This is a genomic window from Paenibacillus sp. 7516 (genome assembly GCF_002272715.1).
In the GTDB taxonomy this organism is placed as follows: domain Bacteria; phylum Bacillota; class Bacilli; order Paenibacillales; family Paenibacillaceae; genus Paenibacillus; species Paenibacillus illinoisensis_A.
Genome location: NZ_NPBI01000020.1, coordinates 300,760 through 316,036 on the forward strand (window position 1 = coordinate 300,760; position 15,277 = coordinate 316,036).

Annotated in this window: 12 protein-coding genes and 1 pseudogene; 6 read left to right on the top strand and 7 right to left on the bottom strand. The window is 46.4% G+C overall.

Annotation, left to right across the window (positions count from 1 at the left end; all coding sequences use genetic code 11):
- Nucleotides 1-164: 164 nt before the first annotated feature.
- Both CHI14_RS17285 and CHI14_RS17290 read left to right on the top strand, forming a co-directional pair.
- Nucleotides 165-1,616, top strand: a complete 1,452-nt coding sequence (locus CHI14_RS17285; protein ID WP_095289731.1) for a glycoside hydrolase family 68 protein — start codon at nucleotides 165-167, stop codon at nucleotides 1,614-1,616.
- A gap of 81 nt (nucleotides 1,617-1,697) precedes the next feature.
- Nucleotides 1,698-3,254, top strand: coding sequence for a glycoside hydrolase family 32 protein (locus tag CHI14_RS17290; RefSeq protein WP_283163870.1), 1,557 nt, complete (start codon nucleotides 1,698-1,700; stop codon nucleotides 3,252-3,254).
- 354 nt (nucleotides 3,255-3,608) lie between these two features.
- On the opposite strand, the gene CHI14_RS17295 is transcribed toward CHI14_RS17290, so the two are convergent.
- A complete protein-coding gene (locus tag CHI14_RS17295) occupies nucleotides 3,609-4,187 on the bottom strand; it encodes a TetR/AcrR family transcriptional regulator (protein ID WP_095289732.1) in 579 nt (192 codons plus the stop codon).
- A gap of 140 nt (nucleotides 4,188-4,327) precedes the next feature.
- Between CHI14_RS17295 and CHI14_RS17300 the strand changes: the two genes are divergently transcribed.
- The gene (locus CHI14_RS17300; protein WP_249281155.1) at nucleotides 4,328-5,230 is read left to right on the top strand and encodes a CPBP family intramembrane glutamic endopeptidase; all 903 of its coding nucleotides are present in this window, start codon (nucleotides 4,328-4,330) and stop codon (nucleotides 5,228-5,230) included.
- 244 nt (nucleotides 5,231-5,474) lie between these two features.
- On the opposite strand, the pseudogene CHI14_RS17305 reads toward CHI14_RS17300, so the two are convergent.
- From CHI14_RS17305 to CHI14_RS17320, 4 genes and pseudogenes are all read right to left on the bottom strand, one after another.
- A pseudogene (locus tag CHI14_RS17305) lies at nucleotides 5,475-5,690 on the bottom strand (sulfurtransferase); the annotation flags it as partial.
- 241 nt (nucleotides 5,691-5,931) lie between these two features.
- Nucleotides 5,932-7,935, bottom strand: a complete 2,004-nt coding sequence (locus CHI14_RS17310; RefSeq protein ID WP_095289733.1) for a hypothetical protein — start codon at nucleotides 7,933-7,935, stop codon at nucleotides 5,932-5,934.
- A gap of 416 nt (nucleotides 7,936-8,351) precedes the next feature.
- A complete protein-coding gene (locus CHI14_RS17315; protein ID WP_095289735.1) occupies nucleotides 8,352-9,191 on the bottom strand; it encodes a sulfurtransferase in 840 nt (279 codons plus the stop codon).
- Nucleotides 9,192-9,290: 99 nt separating this feature from the next.
- Nucleotides 9,291-10,235 (bottom strand): DMT family transporter, encoded by a 945-nt coding sequence (locus CHI14_RS17320; RefSeq protein ID WP_095289737.1) that lies wholly within the window; start codon nucleotides 10,233-10,235, stop codon nucleotides 9,291-9,293.
- 222 nt (nucleotides 10,236-10,457) lie between these two features.
- On the opposite strand from CHI14_RS17320, the gene CHI14_RS17325 reads away from it, so the two are divergent.
- From CHI14_RS17325 to CHI14_RS17335, 3 genes are all read left to right on the top strand, one after another.
- Complete coding sequence (locus CHI14_RS17325; protein ID WP_249281156.1) at nucleotides 10,458-11,360, top strand: polysaccharide deacetylase family protein; 903 nt, start codon at nucleotides 10,458-10,460, stop codon at nucleotides 11,358-11,360.
- Between the two features lie 38 nt (nucleotides 11,361-11,398).
- Nucleotides 11,399-12,052, top strand: a complete 654-nt coding sequence (locus tag CHI14_RS17330) for a YkyA family protein (protein ID WP_095289739.1) — start codon at nucleotides 11,399-11,401, stop codon at nucleotides 12,050-12,052.
- Between the two features lie 131 nt (nucleotides 12,053-12,183).
- Nucleotides 12,184-13,089, top strand: coding sequence for a hypothetical protein (locus tag CHI14_RS17335; RefSeq protein WP_095289741.1), 906 nt, complete (start codon nucleotides 12,184-12,186; stop codon nucleotides 13,087-13,089).
- A gap of 100 nt (nucleotides 13,090-13,189) precedes the next feature.
- Here CHI14_RS17335 and CHI14_RS17340 read toward each other — a convergent pair whose 3' ends face one another.
- Together CHI14_RS17340 and CHI14_RS17345 are read right to left on the bottom strand one after the other, a co-directional pair.
- The gene (locus CHI14_RS17340) at nucleotides 13,190-14,362 is read right to left on the bottom strand and encodes a mannitol-1-phosphate 5-dehydrogenase (RefSeq protein ID WP_095289743.1); all 1,173 of its coding nucleotides are present in this window, start codon (nucleotides 14,360-14,362) and stop codon (nucleotides 13,190-13,192) included.
- 46 nt (nucleotides 14,363-14,408) lie between these two features.
- Nucleotides 14,409-15,077: an HAD family hydrolase gene (locus CHI14_RS17345; RefSeq protein WP_095289745.1), complete on the bottom strand. Its 669-nt coding sequence runs from the start codon at nucleotides 15,075-15,077 to the stop codon at nucleotides 14,409-14,411.
- Nucleotides 15,078-15,277: the final 200 nt, after the last annotated feature.

Genomic DNA, 15,277 nt, shown 5'->3' on the forward strand with positions numbered 1-15,277 from the left:
GACCATATAGAATAGTTATCGACAGTTGAATATGTCGGGATTGTTACTGGTAAGCAGGCAAGACCTAAAAGTCCGTTGGGATCGGTGTATCCACCATACCCTAACGATTTTTAGGTCTTTTTCTGTTTTCCGGAAAAAAATGACAAGAGAGAGGGATACATCTAATGAATTTCCAGAAAATTGTAAGAAGAGTGACAGCAGTAACGTTTGCAACAACACTATTGGCAGGTGGGGGAGCTTCGGCTTTGGCAAAAGAAAGTACAGACTACAAAGAAAGTTATGGTTTCTCGCATATTACACGCACAGACGCCCTGAAAATCCCTGCGGAACAAATCAAAGCACAATTCAAGGTTCCTCAGTTTGACGCATCTACCATTCAAAACCTTCCTTCTGCAAAAGGATATGATGAGAATGGTAACGTCATCGACATGGATGTGTGGGATACCTGGCCACTGCAGAATGCAGATGGTACCGTAGCTGACTATCATGGTTATCAAATCGTCTTTGGCCTGGCGGGTGACCCAGATCGGGGATGGGACACATTCATCTATATGTTCTACAAAAAAACAGGAGACACATCCATTGATGCCTGGAAAAATGCAGGCAGAGTGTTCAAAAACACCGACAAGGACGTTCCGAATGACTCAATTCTGAATCATCAGGCAGAGGAATGGTCCGGCTCTTCTACGCTGACTACGGATGGCCATATTCGTCTGTTCTACACCAATCGTCATGGCTGGGACCCGGCCAACGGATTTTATGGCAAGCAAACCCTGACGACTGCTCAAATCAATGTCTCCGAACTTACAGAGGACACGCTTAAAGTGGACGGTGTTGAAGATTTCAAGTCGATCTTTGATGGTGACGGCAAAATGTATCAAACCGTGGAGCAGGCTTTCAGAAGTGGGGATTATTCCGACAATCATACGCTAAGAGATCCTCACTATGTGGAAGATAATGGTCGCAAATACCTTGTTTTCGAAGCCAATACTGGAACAGAGACGGGCTACCAGGGCGAGGATGCATTCAATAACAGGACCTTCTACGAAGGAAGCAAGAAGTTCTTCCAGGCCGAGAGGGAGAAATTGCTGCAAAGCCCTAATAAAAAGCTTGCTTCCTTAGCCAATGGTGCTTTGGGGATCATTGAACTGAATGACGATTATACCTTAAAACAAGTGATGAAGCCGCTGATTGCATCCAATACGGTAACCGATGAAATTGAACGCGCAAATATCTTTAAGTTGAATGGAAAATGGTATTTGTTCACGGATACAAGGGGAGCCAAAATGGTTGTGGATGGTATTGATGCTGAAGATATCTACATGTTGGGATATGTATCCGATTCTCTGACAGGACCATACAAGCCGTTGAATGGTACCGGACTTGTATTGCATCATGATCTGGATCCTAAGGATGTTACCTGGACTTACGCACATTTTGCTATTCCGCAGGTTCAAGGCAACAACGTAGTGATCACTAGTTATATGACCAACCGAGGAATGTTTGAAGATCATCATTCTACCTTCGCACCAAGTTTCCTGGTGAATATCAAAGGATCCAAAACATCCGTAGTGAAGGATAGCATTCTGGCACAAGGACAATTGACAGTGGAATAAACCGATTCCACAGAGAGTCTAAAAGAAAGAAAATGTCGATAACTATTGGCATTTTCTTTTTTTACAAACGAGGTAACTGTTATGAATAACAACATCAGAAAGAAGATGGTCATATGGTCTGCTGTCTGTGGTGTGATCACGCTCGCCTTCACTGTCATTCCGATTCTGACCAACAGCCCATGGCCTACAGTGGACACGGGAGTAGCCTCTCCTAGCGCGAGTCTGCGAGCCAGCTTTCATTTTACGACGCCAGACAAGTGGAAGAATGATCCCCAAAGGCCGATATATCTGGACGGGAAGTACCACTATTATTATCTGTACAACGGTGATTACCCTAAAGGCAATGGTACGGAATGGCGGCATGCCACATCGGTCGATCTGGTTCATTGGAAGGATGAAGGCGTGGCAATCCCCAAATACACAAACCGAAACGGTGATCCATGGTCTGGCTCATTGGTTGTGGATGAGTCAGGTACAGCCGGCTTCGGCAAGGGAGCAATTGTTGCGATCATGACGCAGCCCTCTGCCAGCAGCGGACAGCAGGAACAATATTTATGGTACAGCACCAATCAAGGGAAAACGTTTAAGCCTTATGGAGATCGACCGGTGATTAAGAATCCGGGACAAAAGGATTTTAGGGACCCTAAAATCATATGGGATGAGCCCTCCAAAAAATGGGTTATGGCTCTGGCTGAAGGGACGAAGATTGGGTTCTATGAGTCGGTTAATTTGAAAAATTGGCGATATACCGGCGGCTTCTTCACGGAAAACGTGGGGTTGGTGGAATGTCCTGATCTATTTGTGATGCGGGCAGATAACGGAACCTATAAATGGGTGCTCGGCGTAAGCGCCAACGGCAGATCATCAGGACAACCCAATACCTACGCTTACTGGACCGGAAGCTTTAATGGCAAAGAATTTGTTTCCGACCTTCAAGAACCACAATGGCTGGACTATGGCTTCGACTGGTATGGAGGAGTTACATTTGAAGATGGGGCAAGCCCTGACAAAACCGGTCACCGTTACGCATTCGCCTGGATGAATAACTGGAGCTATGCCAACAATACGCCGACACTGAAGGAAGGTTACAACGGCATGGATTCGATTGTTCGTGAAATTAAACTTATTGCATCGAAAACAGGTCAGTATCGACTGATCTCAAGACCGATTGAGTCTCTGGAACAGGCAGTGATCTCGGAGACGGCCTTTAAACCGATTACAGTGAAGGGATCTCATACACTTCATGTGACGGGAGATTCGTATCAGCTTGAGGCCGATATATCATGGACCAAGATCAATAATATTGGATTAAGGCTTCGTGAATCCAACGACCAGAGCCGACATGTGGATACAGGCGTCAATGTAGAAGGTGGCTATGTCTATGTGAACCGGACCTATACCGGGAATCCTGACAGGAGTGGCCGAGACTTGGAGAGTCAAGCGGCATTCGCTCCGGAGAAGAACAAAGTTCATCTCAAGATTCTGGTAGACAAGACCAGTATCGAGGTCTTCGTTGATGATGGTTCTTTGGTGTTATCCAATATTATTTTTCCAAAATGGAATGACCGCGGGATCACACTGTATGCTGAAGGGGGGACGGCAGTATTTAGCAACCTGCAGATAAAATATTTCGATTAATAGGTGGCATGGGTCGGACTGTTTCTATAATAATACGTCTAATTATCAGTCAATACGGATGAAGGCTAGCCTCTCCTCCATTGCCATCAAGTTGGAAGACCATAAGCCCGCATCGTTTAGATGTGGGCTTCTTTCATTTATTCTTCCCCCGCAGCCACCGAATTCTCTTCATAACTAATCCAGTCGCTCTCCAGCTGTAGATTGGGTTCTGCAGTTGGTTACACATCAGGCAACTGTGGACCCCAAGAGACTATCAATCCATGCACGCCCGAATAGGCACAGGCACGCAAAGTGTATTCTGCTTGGCTCTGGCCAGCTGACGTAAACTCCTCGATTTATGCATCAAGCTTTCCTTTAACGTATAATCCAATGGATGTAGTCTTCTATCATTTCTTTGCTTCGTGTTCGATTGATTTTATCCGGCTCTAGATACAAATTGAGAGCCATCCCATTCATAAAGGCATACAGTTTTTCCTGTTCCTTCTCTTCATCGGAAGTGCGCAGAAGACCTTCATTTTTCAAGTATATAATGCAATTCTTGATTGCGTTTTGGAGGTCCTCATAATTGGTATCGAACCCTTTTTGCGTTTTTCCATAGGTTACAAATGCAAACCAAACCTCCATTTCCAATAATGTTTGTTCATCAGTCGGGACTAGCTCAAGCAAGTATTCAACAATTCTTTCTTGAGGCGCCAGTTCTCTTGCATTCAGATTTCTTAACCGAATAAGAACCTTTTCCTTAACTAACTCCATCGCAAACGCTAATAGGCTCTCTTGTTTTGAAAAGTAGTGTCTTAAGGCTCCTTGAGATAATCCGGCCTCCTTCGCAATCGTTCTTGAGGTTGCCTGATGAATGCCTTTCTCGCTAATGATTTTCCAAGTTGCTTCAGCGATAATATTCTTCATTTTCTCATGGTCTACGATTTTTGGCATACACACAGAATATCATATTATTTAACTCAAGTGAATTAAATAGACGATTAAGATGGAATGTGTTAAAGTTTATTTAACTCAACTGAGTTAAAAAAAGAATGGGGCAAATGCCGCATGGGACTCAAAGGAGTGCAAAGGGAATGAACCAGCAATTCAAAGTAATGCTTCCGGCATGGGGAAAGGCAATTGGCTTATTGTGCATGATAATTATGTTTGCTGCTGTAATGTGGTTAGTGTGGACCGGAAACTTTAGTATAAGGTACACGGCCGATCATGAGGGAGTGATTCCAATATGGCATAGTTGGTTGCCGGCATTCCTTGGTATTTTACTAATCCGTCTGATTCCTTATAAAAGTCAAAATCATTCGTATTTCCAACAAATGGAGAGATATCACTTGGTGGTTCAATCGATTGTGTTACTGATGTCAGGTGTTTTATTTACGGCTGCTCTTGTAACGATAGGTCCACAAGGATTACATTTCGAGCTATATTATTTGGCGTTCAAGTTGACAACACTGTTGTGCATTCCGCTGATTTTCTTGCTAATTTATCGCAAAACGACTGGCGCGCAGCAAGAAATTATCTCGGCAAAGCCCCGCTCTCGCAGAAGCGTCATTGCACCACTAATCATCATTGTGGTCTGGGGTTATCTAAAGTTCTATTCCCCAATTGCACAGCCAGAAGGAGTAATCGAAGCAACTGATTTGACAGAATTATTTCTCTTGGTGTTCATTGGTTTTATGATCAATAGCGTATTGGAGGAAGTTTTCTATCGGGTATGGCTGCAAACCCGGTTGGAGGCATTGCTTGGAAGATGGCCTGCCATACTACTCGTTTCAATACTATGGTCCATCTGGCATGTTGCCATTCAAGGATATGGTCAGTGGGATATTGATGTGGCAACAGTGATTGCAAATCATGGGGTTACGGGTCTGTTTCTTGGTTATTTATGGGCCCGCTATCGTAGAGTGTGGGTGATTATCTTGGTTCACGGACTCATCAATGCTTCCCCTCATGTTCTGTTGCAGATTTTATTTCACTGAGGGGAAAGGAACTGGATAAGTCTGCTTGTGCAAAAATGACTTTATCTCTCGCGTATTTCAGGATGTTAACAAGCATTCAAATTGGCTGCCTTCAGCCTAGTAATATTTATTACAGTGAATGTGGCTTCACCCTCAACATGTTAATTTCCTGTTGACGCTCATGCACTGTAAATACACCGCCCCGGGCATCAGCCTGTATGGCGGTGTATTCGTCTTTGAGATACTGTAGACCCGTGCTCCGTACCTACTCGTCCACAGTTCCCACTGCATTCTCCTCATAACTGATCCAGTCGCTCCAGCTTCCGGCATACAGCTTCACATTGGTATATCCGGCTTCTTCGAGCGCAATTACATTTGGGCAGGCGGAGACACCTGAACCACAATATACGATGATGGGCTCGTCCTTCGCCAGCTTCCCGAAACGTTCCTCCAATGTACTCACGTCAGACCACCGGCCTTCTGTATTCAGTTCTGTTTCACGGCCGAAGGGATTTCAAACTGCACGGGCAACTGGCCTTTCAACCGTTCTTTCTTCCTCGACGGCACCCATAATTTTTTCTTCTTAGAGTGTGATAATAGGTTAGTCATAGATTTGTGATTGGGTTATGGAAACTGGGGACTCGGGATTCTTTCAGCCTAAATAAAAAAAGCCCGGGTCCTTATTTGGAAACGGGCTTGGAGCACAGAATATCACCTCGTGTTTATCGTGAAATATAATAAGCACCCTTCAAATTAGAGTTACCTTCGAATACCAGCACGTTACCTTCCACCTCGTACCAGCGTACCATTTGTCCTCCGGTCATGGTTGCATTCGGTGTTCCATAGACGGCAATGACATGCTTTAGTTTATTGATATCGAAGAGAATATTTCGCAACGTACGGCCACCCGCATTGTATATAGAAGCTACATTTACGAGTAAGCCATCTTTGAAGATGAGATTAGTTCCATCATAATAATACCTGTTGGCTTCTGACAGCGGCCTTGCGGCAGGTTTACCATTTTCCATTGAATAATAATTCCCTGAATCATTTTGGATGGCCTCGTACAGATCAGGGCGAGCGATAACATCTGCTTCTTTCAGATCCTTGGAAAAAACATGGAGCACTTTGTATTCGTAGCCTTTACCTAAAAGGGAATTCAAGAAACCTCCAGCCATGCCCAATTTTTCGTTCAGTGTCTCCAATGGTACGAAGGTCTGCCCAGCCCAGGTTAATACCGTTTTATCAGTTTTGGAGACGGTCATTTTATAATTACCACGATTGATCGTCAATCCACTGGAAGTTTTGGACACTGTAGCATCCGCTACCTTTGCAAAATCATTCACTTCTACGTACCAGCGATTGTCCTTCGTCAGGAAGGGGCCTTGGCCGGCATAACGCATCGGTTTGCCGTTTACGAGCATTTGTGGTGGAGCTTGCATGGAGATCAGTTTCGATTGGTCACCCGTGTACCCACCTGTATCGGCTTGTACCAATTGAGAATTTTCCATATTACGGGTAACAATTCCTGTTGGCACATGCAGGTAGTAATCTTTCTTTTCGGCTTGGAATAAAAGAATTGAATTGCCTACTTCCTTATATACTCCACCGCCGATATCCGGAATTTCGGATACAACTTTTGCCGTTTTTGCATCAACGATTCTGATCGTTTTTTCTTTGGCTGTTTGCTGATGAATCAGAACGTAACGTTTATATTTACTGAATCGTATGGAACTTGAAGCATTTACGCGAGATAATGGCTTGATTGCTGCACTTGCAGAAGTTCGATAACCTACCATGGTATTTTCGTTTTTTGGATTTTTATACGAGACATAGGTTAATGAACCGATTTTATTTTCATAAAGAACATTGTTTGGTAGTGCGGCGGGAATCTTGCTTTTTGTTCGGGTTCCGTCTGAATTCAAAATGAATGTTTCTACCGAGAAATTATCATTCCCATATGTATTATAATTGCCGATTTTAGCGAGAACTTTTGGATCATTGGATATTTTTGTGTACTCGGTGTATCTTAAGGTTTGGTCGATTTCCTGTGGATATTCAGCAATACGCGCCAGCAGTTTGTTACTGAGCAGTGAATAGACTCGAATATTTCGTGCTTCATAGTTTATTTCTCCGTTACCTTCCTGCAAGGTATAGCCTCCAAAGTCATAATACATTCGGAACGGAGGCCGGCTTTCCCCGAACGTTTGTACTTGATTCAACACGCTTAGAAGATTGCGTTCGAGGTCATATTTATAGATAACATGATTGCTTACTGACTTCTTTTCACCTTTTGCATCTGGTTGTTTGTCTGTCGTTGAATCACAATAAATCGTAAAAGCTAGCGGACCTTTCTCTGTATTTATCACATGTGTGCCAAAGCCCCAACCGCAGCCTGGATAAAATGTTTGCTTCAGCGCTGGATCATTTTTTTTACGAGCGCTCTCCGAATATTGAGCGTCTTTCGATACTGCACGTGCCTGCTTTGGAAATTCATGAAGTTCAGTCTCTACACGACCGTCATCAAAATAAAACTTCGTTACACGAACCTGAGGTATAACTCTGGATGTTTCTTCCTCATACTTGAATTCAAATTCGAAATCGGATTTGTACCGCTCTTGTGCTGCTTCTGCTTTTCCACCTGTAATCGGTAGCAACCCACTAAATAAAATCATAGCTACTACGATCAGAAACTTTGTGGCAAAGCTTACCTTACTCTCTTTCATACTCCATCTCCTTAAAATTGTATATTGGTCGCTAAATTACTCATTATAAGAGAATAAGGGGATAATACCAATAAGGAAAGGTTTGGACGGTCTCTTTCTCGAATTGGTATTCGACGTGGGACCGAGTCGTAACAAGCGATATCGCCTCAATATCGTGCGCGAAAAATTCTCCTACTAATCGTCTATGGTAATGCCGATGGTCTCTGCAGAAACAGATTAGCCCCATGACGCTCTTAAAGCAATCTTTTATACACGTTTCTCAAAGTCGACAGCTTACCTCATTCTTCAATCCCTACCAAAACCGTGCTCCTCGTATTGAATAGGAGAAAAAACACGATAAAATGCCGCCACGAGTCCTTAGACCCAGGCGGCATTTCCGCTTAGCTATTCCAAATCATCCACAATGTATCAAAATCCTAAACTTCTTCCCCAGTTTCCACTGCATTCTCCTCATAACTGATCCAGTCGCTCCAACTTCCGGCGTACAGCTTCACATTGGTATATCCGGCTTCCTCCAGCGCAATTACATTCGGGCAGGCGGAGACACCTGAACCACAATATACGATGATGGGCTCGTCCTTCGCGATCTTCCCGAAACGTTCCTCCAATGTACTCACGTCGGACCACCGGCCTTCTGCATTCAGTACGTCTTTCCAAAAATAATTCACCGCCCCCGGAATATGTCCAGCCTTGGCATCGATCGGTTCTTCCAGCCCCGCATAACGGCGGGCATCACGAGAGTCGATCAGCACGGCTGAGCTATTGACCGAAGCGTGCTGTGCATCCTGCACGCTGGCGAGCATGTGTGGTTGCACATTCGCTTCAAACGTGGACGGAATCCGCACGGGCACATCGGCGGTTACCGGGAACTTGGCGTTTTGCCAAGCTGAGAAGCCCTCGTCCATCACGTACACCTGTTCATGACCCAGGTAACGAAGCAGCCACCATAATCTTGAGGCATTCATACCACCCTGATCATCGTAGGCAACAATACGAGCATTTGAGCCGATTCCCGCTTTTGAAAGACGCTTTGCCAGTTCTGCCGGGTCAGGGAGCGGATGGCGTCCGCCATGGGCCGAAACGGGAGAGGACAGATCCTGTTCGAGATCGAGATAAACCGCACCTGGAATATGTCCAGCCTCGTAAGCCTGTCGTCCTGCATCCGGTTGACCGAGCAGGAACCTGCAGTCGGCAATGACCACATCGGGTTCGTACATTCTGGCGAGCAGCCAGCGCATGGATACAATGTTTTTCATGAAAATACACCGCCTTATGAAGAGTATTGGATTCCGATTGGGTCTGTCGCGTATCAGACTCCAATCGTTCTTTTTGCCATGCCATATGCTGCGGTAGAATTACACCGCCGTAGGTTCAGCAGGTCCTTGACCGCCGACAGTCGCGTCAGCGGGAATGGGTTCCGGTTTGGTTTTGCCATAACGAATGAAAATCCATACCCCAAAGATAATAACGACGCCGGCAATCATCTGCATGGCACTGAGGGACTCACCAAGCAGCATCCAGGCCAGCAGTGAGGAGAATACGGGTTCACCGAGCACGCCCATGGATACCGTGGTGGCATTCATATACTGAAGCAGCCAGTTGAAGAGATAGTGCCCGAAGATCGTCGGCACGATCGCGAGCAGCAGGAAAATTCCCCACTCCGAAGCGGCATAACCCCCGAACGGATGCCCCATGGCCAAATTATATACCGCCAGCGTACAGGCAGCGACGAAAAATACCCAGAAGTTATAAGAGAAGGCACTGAGTCCGGAACGCAGAAATTGTCCAAGCAGCATATGGATGGCTACTGCAATTGTTCCCAGCAGAGATAGTAAATCTCCTTGCAGTGCCGTACCGGCTAACTGAAAATCTCCAGCTCCGATCGCGATGGATCCAAGCAGGGCGATGCCCATGCCAATAATCATCATGCGGTTAATCTTGGCTTTGAACAGCCAGACAGAACCGGCGAGAATAATTATGGGCTCAAGTGCGAGAATGACCGTGGAGCTGGCCACACTCGTAAGTCTGAGCGATCCCATCCACAGCAGGAAATGAAGGGCAAGCATCACACCGGATGCAAGCAGCAGCCCCCACTGCCTGAAGTTAAGGCGCATCATCTCATGCCGGTATTTCCAGACAAACGGAAGCATCAGCAGATTGGTGAGAAACAGCCGATACATGGCGATAACAGCCACATCTGCACTGGACCAGCGCACGAAAATGGAAGAAAACGAGATAGCAATAATGCCGACAACGAACAGAAGTTCAATGGATCTGCCGGCACGAAACAAGCTTGTCATGGATGTAGCTCCTTCTTGAAGTCAAATGGCGTAAATCAATTCATTATACAGGAGAACGCAGCTGTTCGAAAAGCGAGGAAAGAAAAATAGATAAGCAGATTGTAACCGGGCTTGTAACTATTCTGTCATTCACCCATGCCGCTTTTCTATTAATCTTCTATATAGAGACATGAAACGATATAATATACCAATAATCGGGAAATTAAGGAAGTGGCATGGAAAGTGAGAGTTCAACAACAGACAGCAGGAGAAAATGGCGGCATTGCGAGCAGAACCAGCCGAACGAAGACACACAAACGAAGACGAATCCGGTACGGAAGATTGAGTGCAGCCTTACTGCTGATTGCACTGATCATTACCGGTTTAACATATGCATTGATTGGAATGACCCACTGGATTAAGGGCTATGTAGCCCCGCCCCCGGTAGCTGTCATTGAACAGCCAACCAAGCTGGGCATGATTGAAATGACTCCGGATGTGAAGGAAGAGCCTGCACGGTTTCAGGGACAGGTTCGCAAGCTGGCATACATAACGTTTGATGATGGACCGAGTGAATATACGGAACAACTGCTGGATATTTTGAAAGAGCATGAGGCCAAGGCAACCTTTTTCATGATTGGCCGTCAGTTGAATCAGCATAAGCCCGCAGTAGAGCGGCTGGTTCAGGAGGGCAGCTACCCGGGGCTCCACAGTATGACACATAACTATAACACCCTGTACAAAAGCGGAAGCTCCGCGAATTTCGTAAAGGAATTCAAGAAGGAGCAGAAGATGGTGCAGGATCTGATTGGCTTTACGCCGCATCTGATTCGCGCTCCTTACGGCAGCAGTCCACAGATCGGTGAATCGTTCAGGGGTGACATTGCCGCAGCCGGATTCAAAATGTGGGATTGGACAACAGACTCTCTGGATTGGAATCTTCCGGGTCAGCCGGACAAAATCGTGGCGCGTGTCAGAAAAAGTGTGCACCGGGACAAAGAAGTGATTCTGATGCATGAGCGGGAGCAGACGGTGCAGGCGTTGCCGCGTATTCTGAAATTGCTTGAAGATCGGGGTTATGAGTTCGAGGTCTACGACCCGAATGCACATTGGACTGCCAATTTTAGCGGAGATACCCGCTTGTAACTTAGAGACGATAATACAAACGGAGAGGAGACGACCGAGTGCGTACGTGGAAAAAATCAGCACTGGCTGCCGTCGGCCTGACGCTGGCGGTGCTCACCAGTGCCTGCGGCCAGCCGCAGGAGCCGGCTGCGAACCAGGTGAACGAATTGATCCGGAATGATCAGGAGATGGCTCAGAATCTGAAGGAGCTTGCCCGTCATGAACGGGAGGAAATGGAACTGTACACGTTGATTTTGAATAAGGGAAAAAACAAAAACAGTGACCTGGAATCATTGCTGGATCAGGCAGAAGAACATATAGCCGAGCGGAGAAAACTTCTGGAGCAGGCGGAGACCTTAATGAAGCAGACACAGGAACAGACACCTGCTATACGGGATTCCGTGGAACGATTGTCTTTTGAAAAAGAAGAGACGCTGGTTCAGGCACAAACCGTTCTGGACCAGTATGAAGTAAGAGCCCGGACATTTGAGGAATTTGTAACCTCGTATCAGCAAAGTCTGGATGCCGATGAACGGCTCTATTCCTTAATGAGAGGCAGTGTGGATCCGAATCTGGTGAAAATTAAGCGCGCCATCCGGGAACGCAACATCCAATATGCGCAGCTTGCCGAGATCAGAAAGCAATTCAACAAGCAGACAAAAGCGTTTAACGGGGCCAACGCGAGGCTTGTTCAAATGGAACAAGCGAGTTAGAGATGTGCTTGATTCCCACCTCTTCTATTTATCTATCTGATTGAGCTGGCATTCAGCCGTGTAAGTACTAGTAAGCAGCCTGAAGCAACATGGACAAGCATCATTGCGTATAAGCTAACGGAGGTGTTCATATGCGAAATAAAATGAATATTAGTGCATCACTACTCGTTTTACTCATGGGATTCTCACTTGTGGCCTGTGGTAACAGCAGTCCTGCAGCACAGCCACCAACCAATAATACAGGGGAACAGACGCCAGCACCGGAGCAGCAGCCGAATGACAGTGCGGTGATCGAAGCAGAGGGCATATTGACGGGGTGGGCAGATCCTCACACGGTAGAGATCCGTGTCAAGGAGGTTCCGATGGCTTTCCAGGTTGAAGAGAATGTGCAGAAATCCTTCGATGACATTGATGATGAAGATTCAGTACAATTCAAATATGTAGAGAGAACGATTGAGAGCGGCGAGAATACAACCAAGCAGCTGGTGCTTACGGAAATCGCGAAGATCGAAGCAGATGAACCGAACGGTTCCAATGCAGGCGATAACGTGACATCGGATCGTCCCCAAACAACAGAGCTGGAAGTAACGGTGGAAGGCATGACGGAGAAACGTCCAGCTGAACTTGCTCAAGGTGAGGGGTACTCGCTTTATGTGTTTGAACCCATGGCCTTTGATGCAGAGGGCGACGAATTGACCATGAAGATTGATCCTGACTACAAAGTGGAGATCGAAAAGCTTCCTTCAGACTTCAATCTGGATGCGCTGAAGATGGATGCCAAGGAAGAGCTGAGCGAAACGGGAGAGGTCAAGGAACTGAGCAAGGAAGAGCTGAACAAAGGCCCGATGAAGGATGCAAGACTGTATATGATGGCTCAAAACGATAAAAAGACTCAGTATTTCATTGTAAAAGAACTGGATGGTAATGGTTTCATTTTCCACATTGATGCACCTGTGGGTGAACCATCTGAGGGATTCCTGCCGATGGCGTATGTATCCCTGAATTCCATCATGAATGAAGCAAGCACTACAAAATAACATAAAAAGAGCCGGAAGGAACGATGCTTGGCATGGGTTCCTCCCGGCTTTTTTGCCGTCTCTATTCAGTTGTGCATAACCTACCATCTTACCTGAGGTGTCAGGTTAAAAGGGTTGATCCCTTGTGCCCTTTAAGTTCCTCGTATCGGGCGACAACATGCTGATGAATGAGGTGTTTGTCGGGAATTCCCATGCGTTCACGAATGAAGGCGGGCACGCCATCTTCACGAATCATGTGCTGGAGCTTCATGGCTTCCTCGTCCTGCTCGTGATCGAAGAGCATTGCGGCAGCCATAGCGGAAGTAAGATGGGGAATTTCAATTCCGAATTCGCTGGCCTGCATCGCTGGGCGAACAAGCCGGTCATAAGGCGATAGCTTGCGAAGGGGTGAACGTCCGACCCGGGTAACCTGATCTGTCAGGTTGGGGTTGGCAAAGCGTTCGAGAATGGTATCGATATATTGACTGTGTTTATGAGGATTAAACCCGTGTTTTTTCACAAGCATGGCTCCCGTTTCCTCCATGACCTGTTTAACCTTGGCACGCAGTGTTGCGTTACTCATGACTTGCCTGATCGTCTTGAATCCTTCGAGATATCCGAAGTAGGCAGCCACACAGTGGCCCGTATTCACGGTAAACATTTTGCGCTCAATGTAAGGCTCAAGGGAGTCGACGTAGTGTACGCCTTCAATCTCCTTGAATCCATCCAACAGCGCCGGACGGTGAACGACCCATTCATAAAAAGGTTCAACGGTGACCTGCAGCGGATCCTTGTGGTCTTGCGCTGGAACAATCCGATCTACTGCTGCATTGGGGAACGAGATATAGCGGTCGGCTTTGGTACGGGTCTGTTCATCCAGAAACGGATATACCCGTTTCTTCAGGCGGGTGCTGCCTCCGATGGCATTCTCGCAAGCGATGATATGGAGAGGAGCCTGATTATTGTTTTTCATGCGGAGATATATGCCTTTGGCGATGGGTTCAGCGATATCCTCAAGTGCAGATACACCGACCGCTGTCGTAATGAGATCAGCCGATGCAATCCGCTCAGCCAGGCGATCCTGTTCGCCCACATGAATGGCCGTGACGTTGCTGACCATGGTTGTGTGCTGATCTGCATTAGCGAGTGTAATGGGATACTCTTTTCTTTTTTGCAGCATGGAGATCTTCTTCGGGTTACGTGCGACAAAGCAGACTTCATAATCGGATGCGGACAACATATGACCGATAAATCCGCGGCCTATATTGCCCGCTCCAAAATGTACAGCTTTCATGAGTGAACTCCCCCTTTAAAATTTGAAATGCGAAATTCGTACAGACCTAGACGGTGGTGACGAGGGGTTTCGAAATCAAATCGTTAAATTCGAGGTCGGTCAGGCAGGACAGCCGTTGGTGCGGCATATCGAAATCCAGCGTTCCTGTTATGGTATTGGAGATTACGACACAGTGAATACCAGCTGCAGCAGCTGCACGTGCGCCGTTAGGTGAATCCTCAATCGCTACGGCTTCGTCTGCAGTTACTCCAAGCGCTTCCAGGGCTTGGTTATATAATTCCGGGTCAGGCTTCACATGGGCCACATCGTCGGCTGTTCGAATCACTTCGAAGTAATCCTTCAGTTTCAGTTGTTCCAGATGCTGTTCGACCCACTCCCGTTTGGAGCTTGAGGCAACGGCCAGTTTTAATCCAGCCTCCCGTGCTGCTTCGAGGTAATTCTGGATGCCTGGTCTTACCTGCTCCTTGTTCATTAATGCAGCATGCTGCAGCTGAACCGATTCCCTGAACGCTTCCCGATCGATCGGAAGATTCAAATCTGTGATGAGGTACTCATAGGGATTGAATGTTTTCAGACTGGTACCGATGCATTGCGAATACATCTCCAGGGTCAAGTTCACGCCGTGTTCCTTGTAGGCATCACGAAAAGCGATATACCATGCTGTCTCCGTATCAATAATCGTTCCATCGAAATCAAAAACCAGTGCCTTAATCATAAATTTGTTCCTCCTGTTTCAGAATTTGTTTTGGGATAAAACCAAATGAAAAAATCGCAAACTTCTTCTTTGTTACATTTGCTTTTGCGGCAGATTAGTTAACGTGAAAGCGTGTTGGAAAATATAAATATGGAAAAAATAATGCGTTGAAGCTAATAAAACCGTAACATGGGACAAAGTGAGGGGTCAAGCGCGTCATG

What these genes read in the sequence shown, in the direction of transcription:
- CHI14_RS17285 (WP_095289731.1), top strand. Translation starts at nt 165, where the DNA reads ATGAATTTCCAGAAAATTGTAAGAAGAGTGACAGCAGTAACGTTTGCA.
- CHI14_RS17290 (WP_283163870.1), top strand. Translation starts at nt 1,698, where the DNA reads ATGAATAACAACATCAGAAAGAAGATGGTCATATGGTCTGCTGTCTGT.
- CHI14_RS17295 (WP_095289732.1), bottom strand. Translation starts at nt 4,187, where the DNA reads ATGCCAAAAATCGTAGACCATGAGAAAATGAAGAATATTATCGCTGAA.
- CHI14_RS17300 (WP_249281155.1), top strand. Translation starts at nt 4,328, where the DNA reads ATGAACCAGCAATTCAAAGTAATGCTTCCGGCATGGGGAAAGGCAATT.
- CHI14_RS17310 (WP_095289733.1), bottom strand. Translation starts at nt 7,935, where the DNA reads ATGAAAGAGAGTAAGGTAAGCTTTGCCACAAAGTTTCTGATCGTAGTA.
- CHI14_RS17315 (WP_095289735.1), bottom strand. Translation starts at nt 9,191, where the DNA reads ATGAAAAACATTGTATCCATGCGCTGGCTGCTCGCCAGAATGTACGAA.
- CHI14_RS17320 (WP_095289737.1), bottom strand. Translation starts at nt 10,235, where the DNA reads ATGACAAGCTTGTTTCGTGCCGGCAGATCCATTGAACTTCTGTTCGTT.
- CHI14_RS17335 (WP_095289741.1), top strand. Translation starts at nt 12,184, where the DNA reads ATGCGAAATAAAATGAATATTAGTGCATCACTACTCGTTTTACTCATG.
- CHI14_RS17340 (WP_095289743.1), bottom strand. Translation starts at nt 14,362, where the DNA reads ATGAAAGCTGTACATTTTGGAGCGGGCAATATAGGCCGCGGATTTATC.
- CHI14_RS17345 (WP_095289745.1), bottom strand. Translation starts at nt 15,077, where the DNA reads ATGATTAAGGCACTGGTTTTTGATTTCGATGGAACGATTATTGATACG.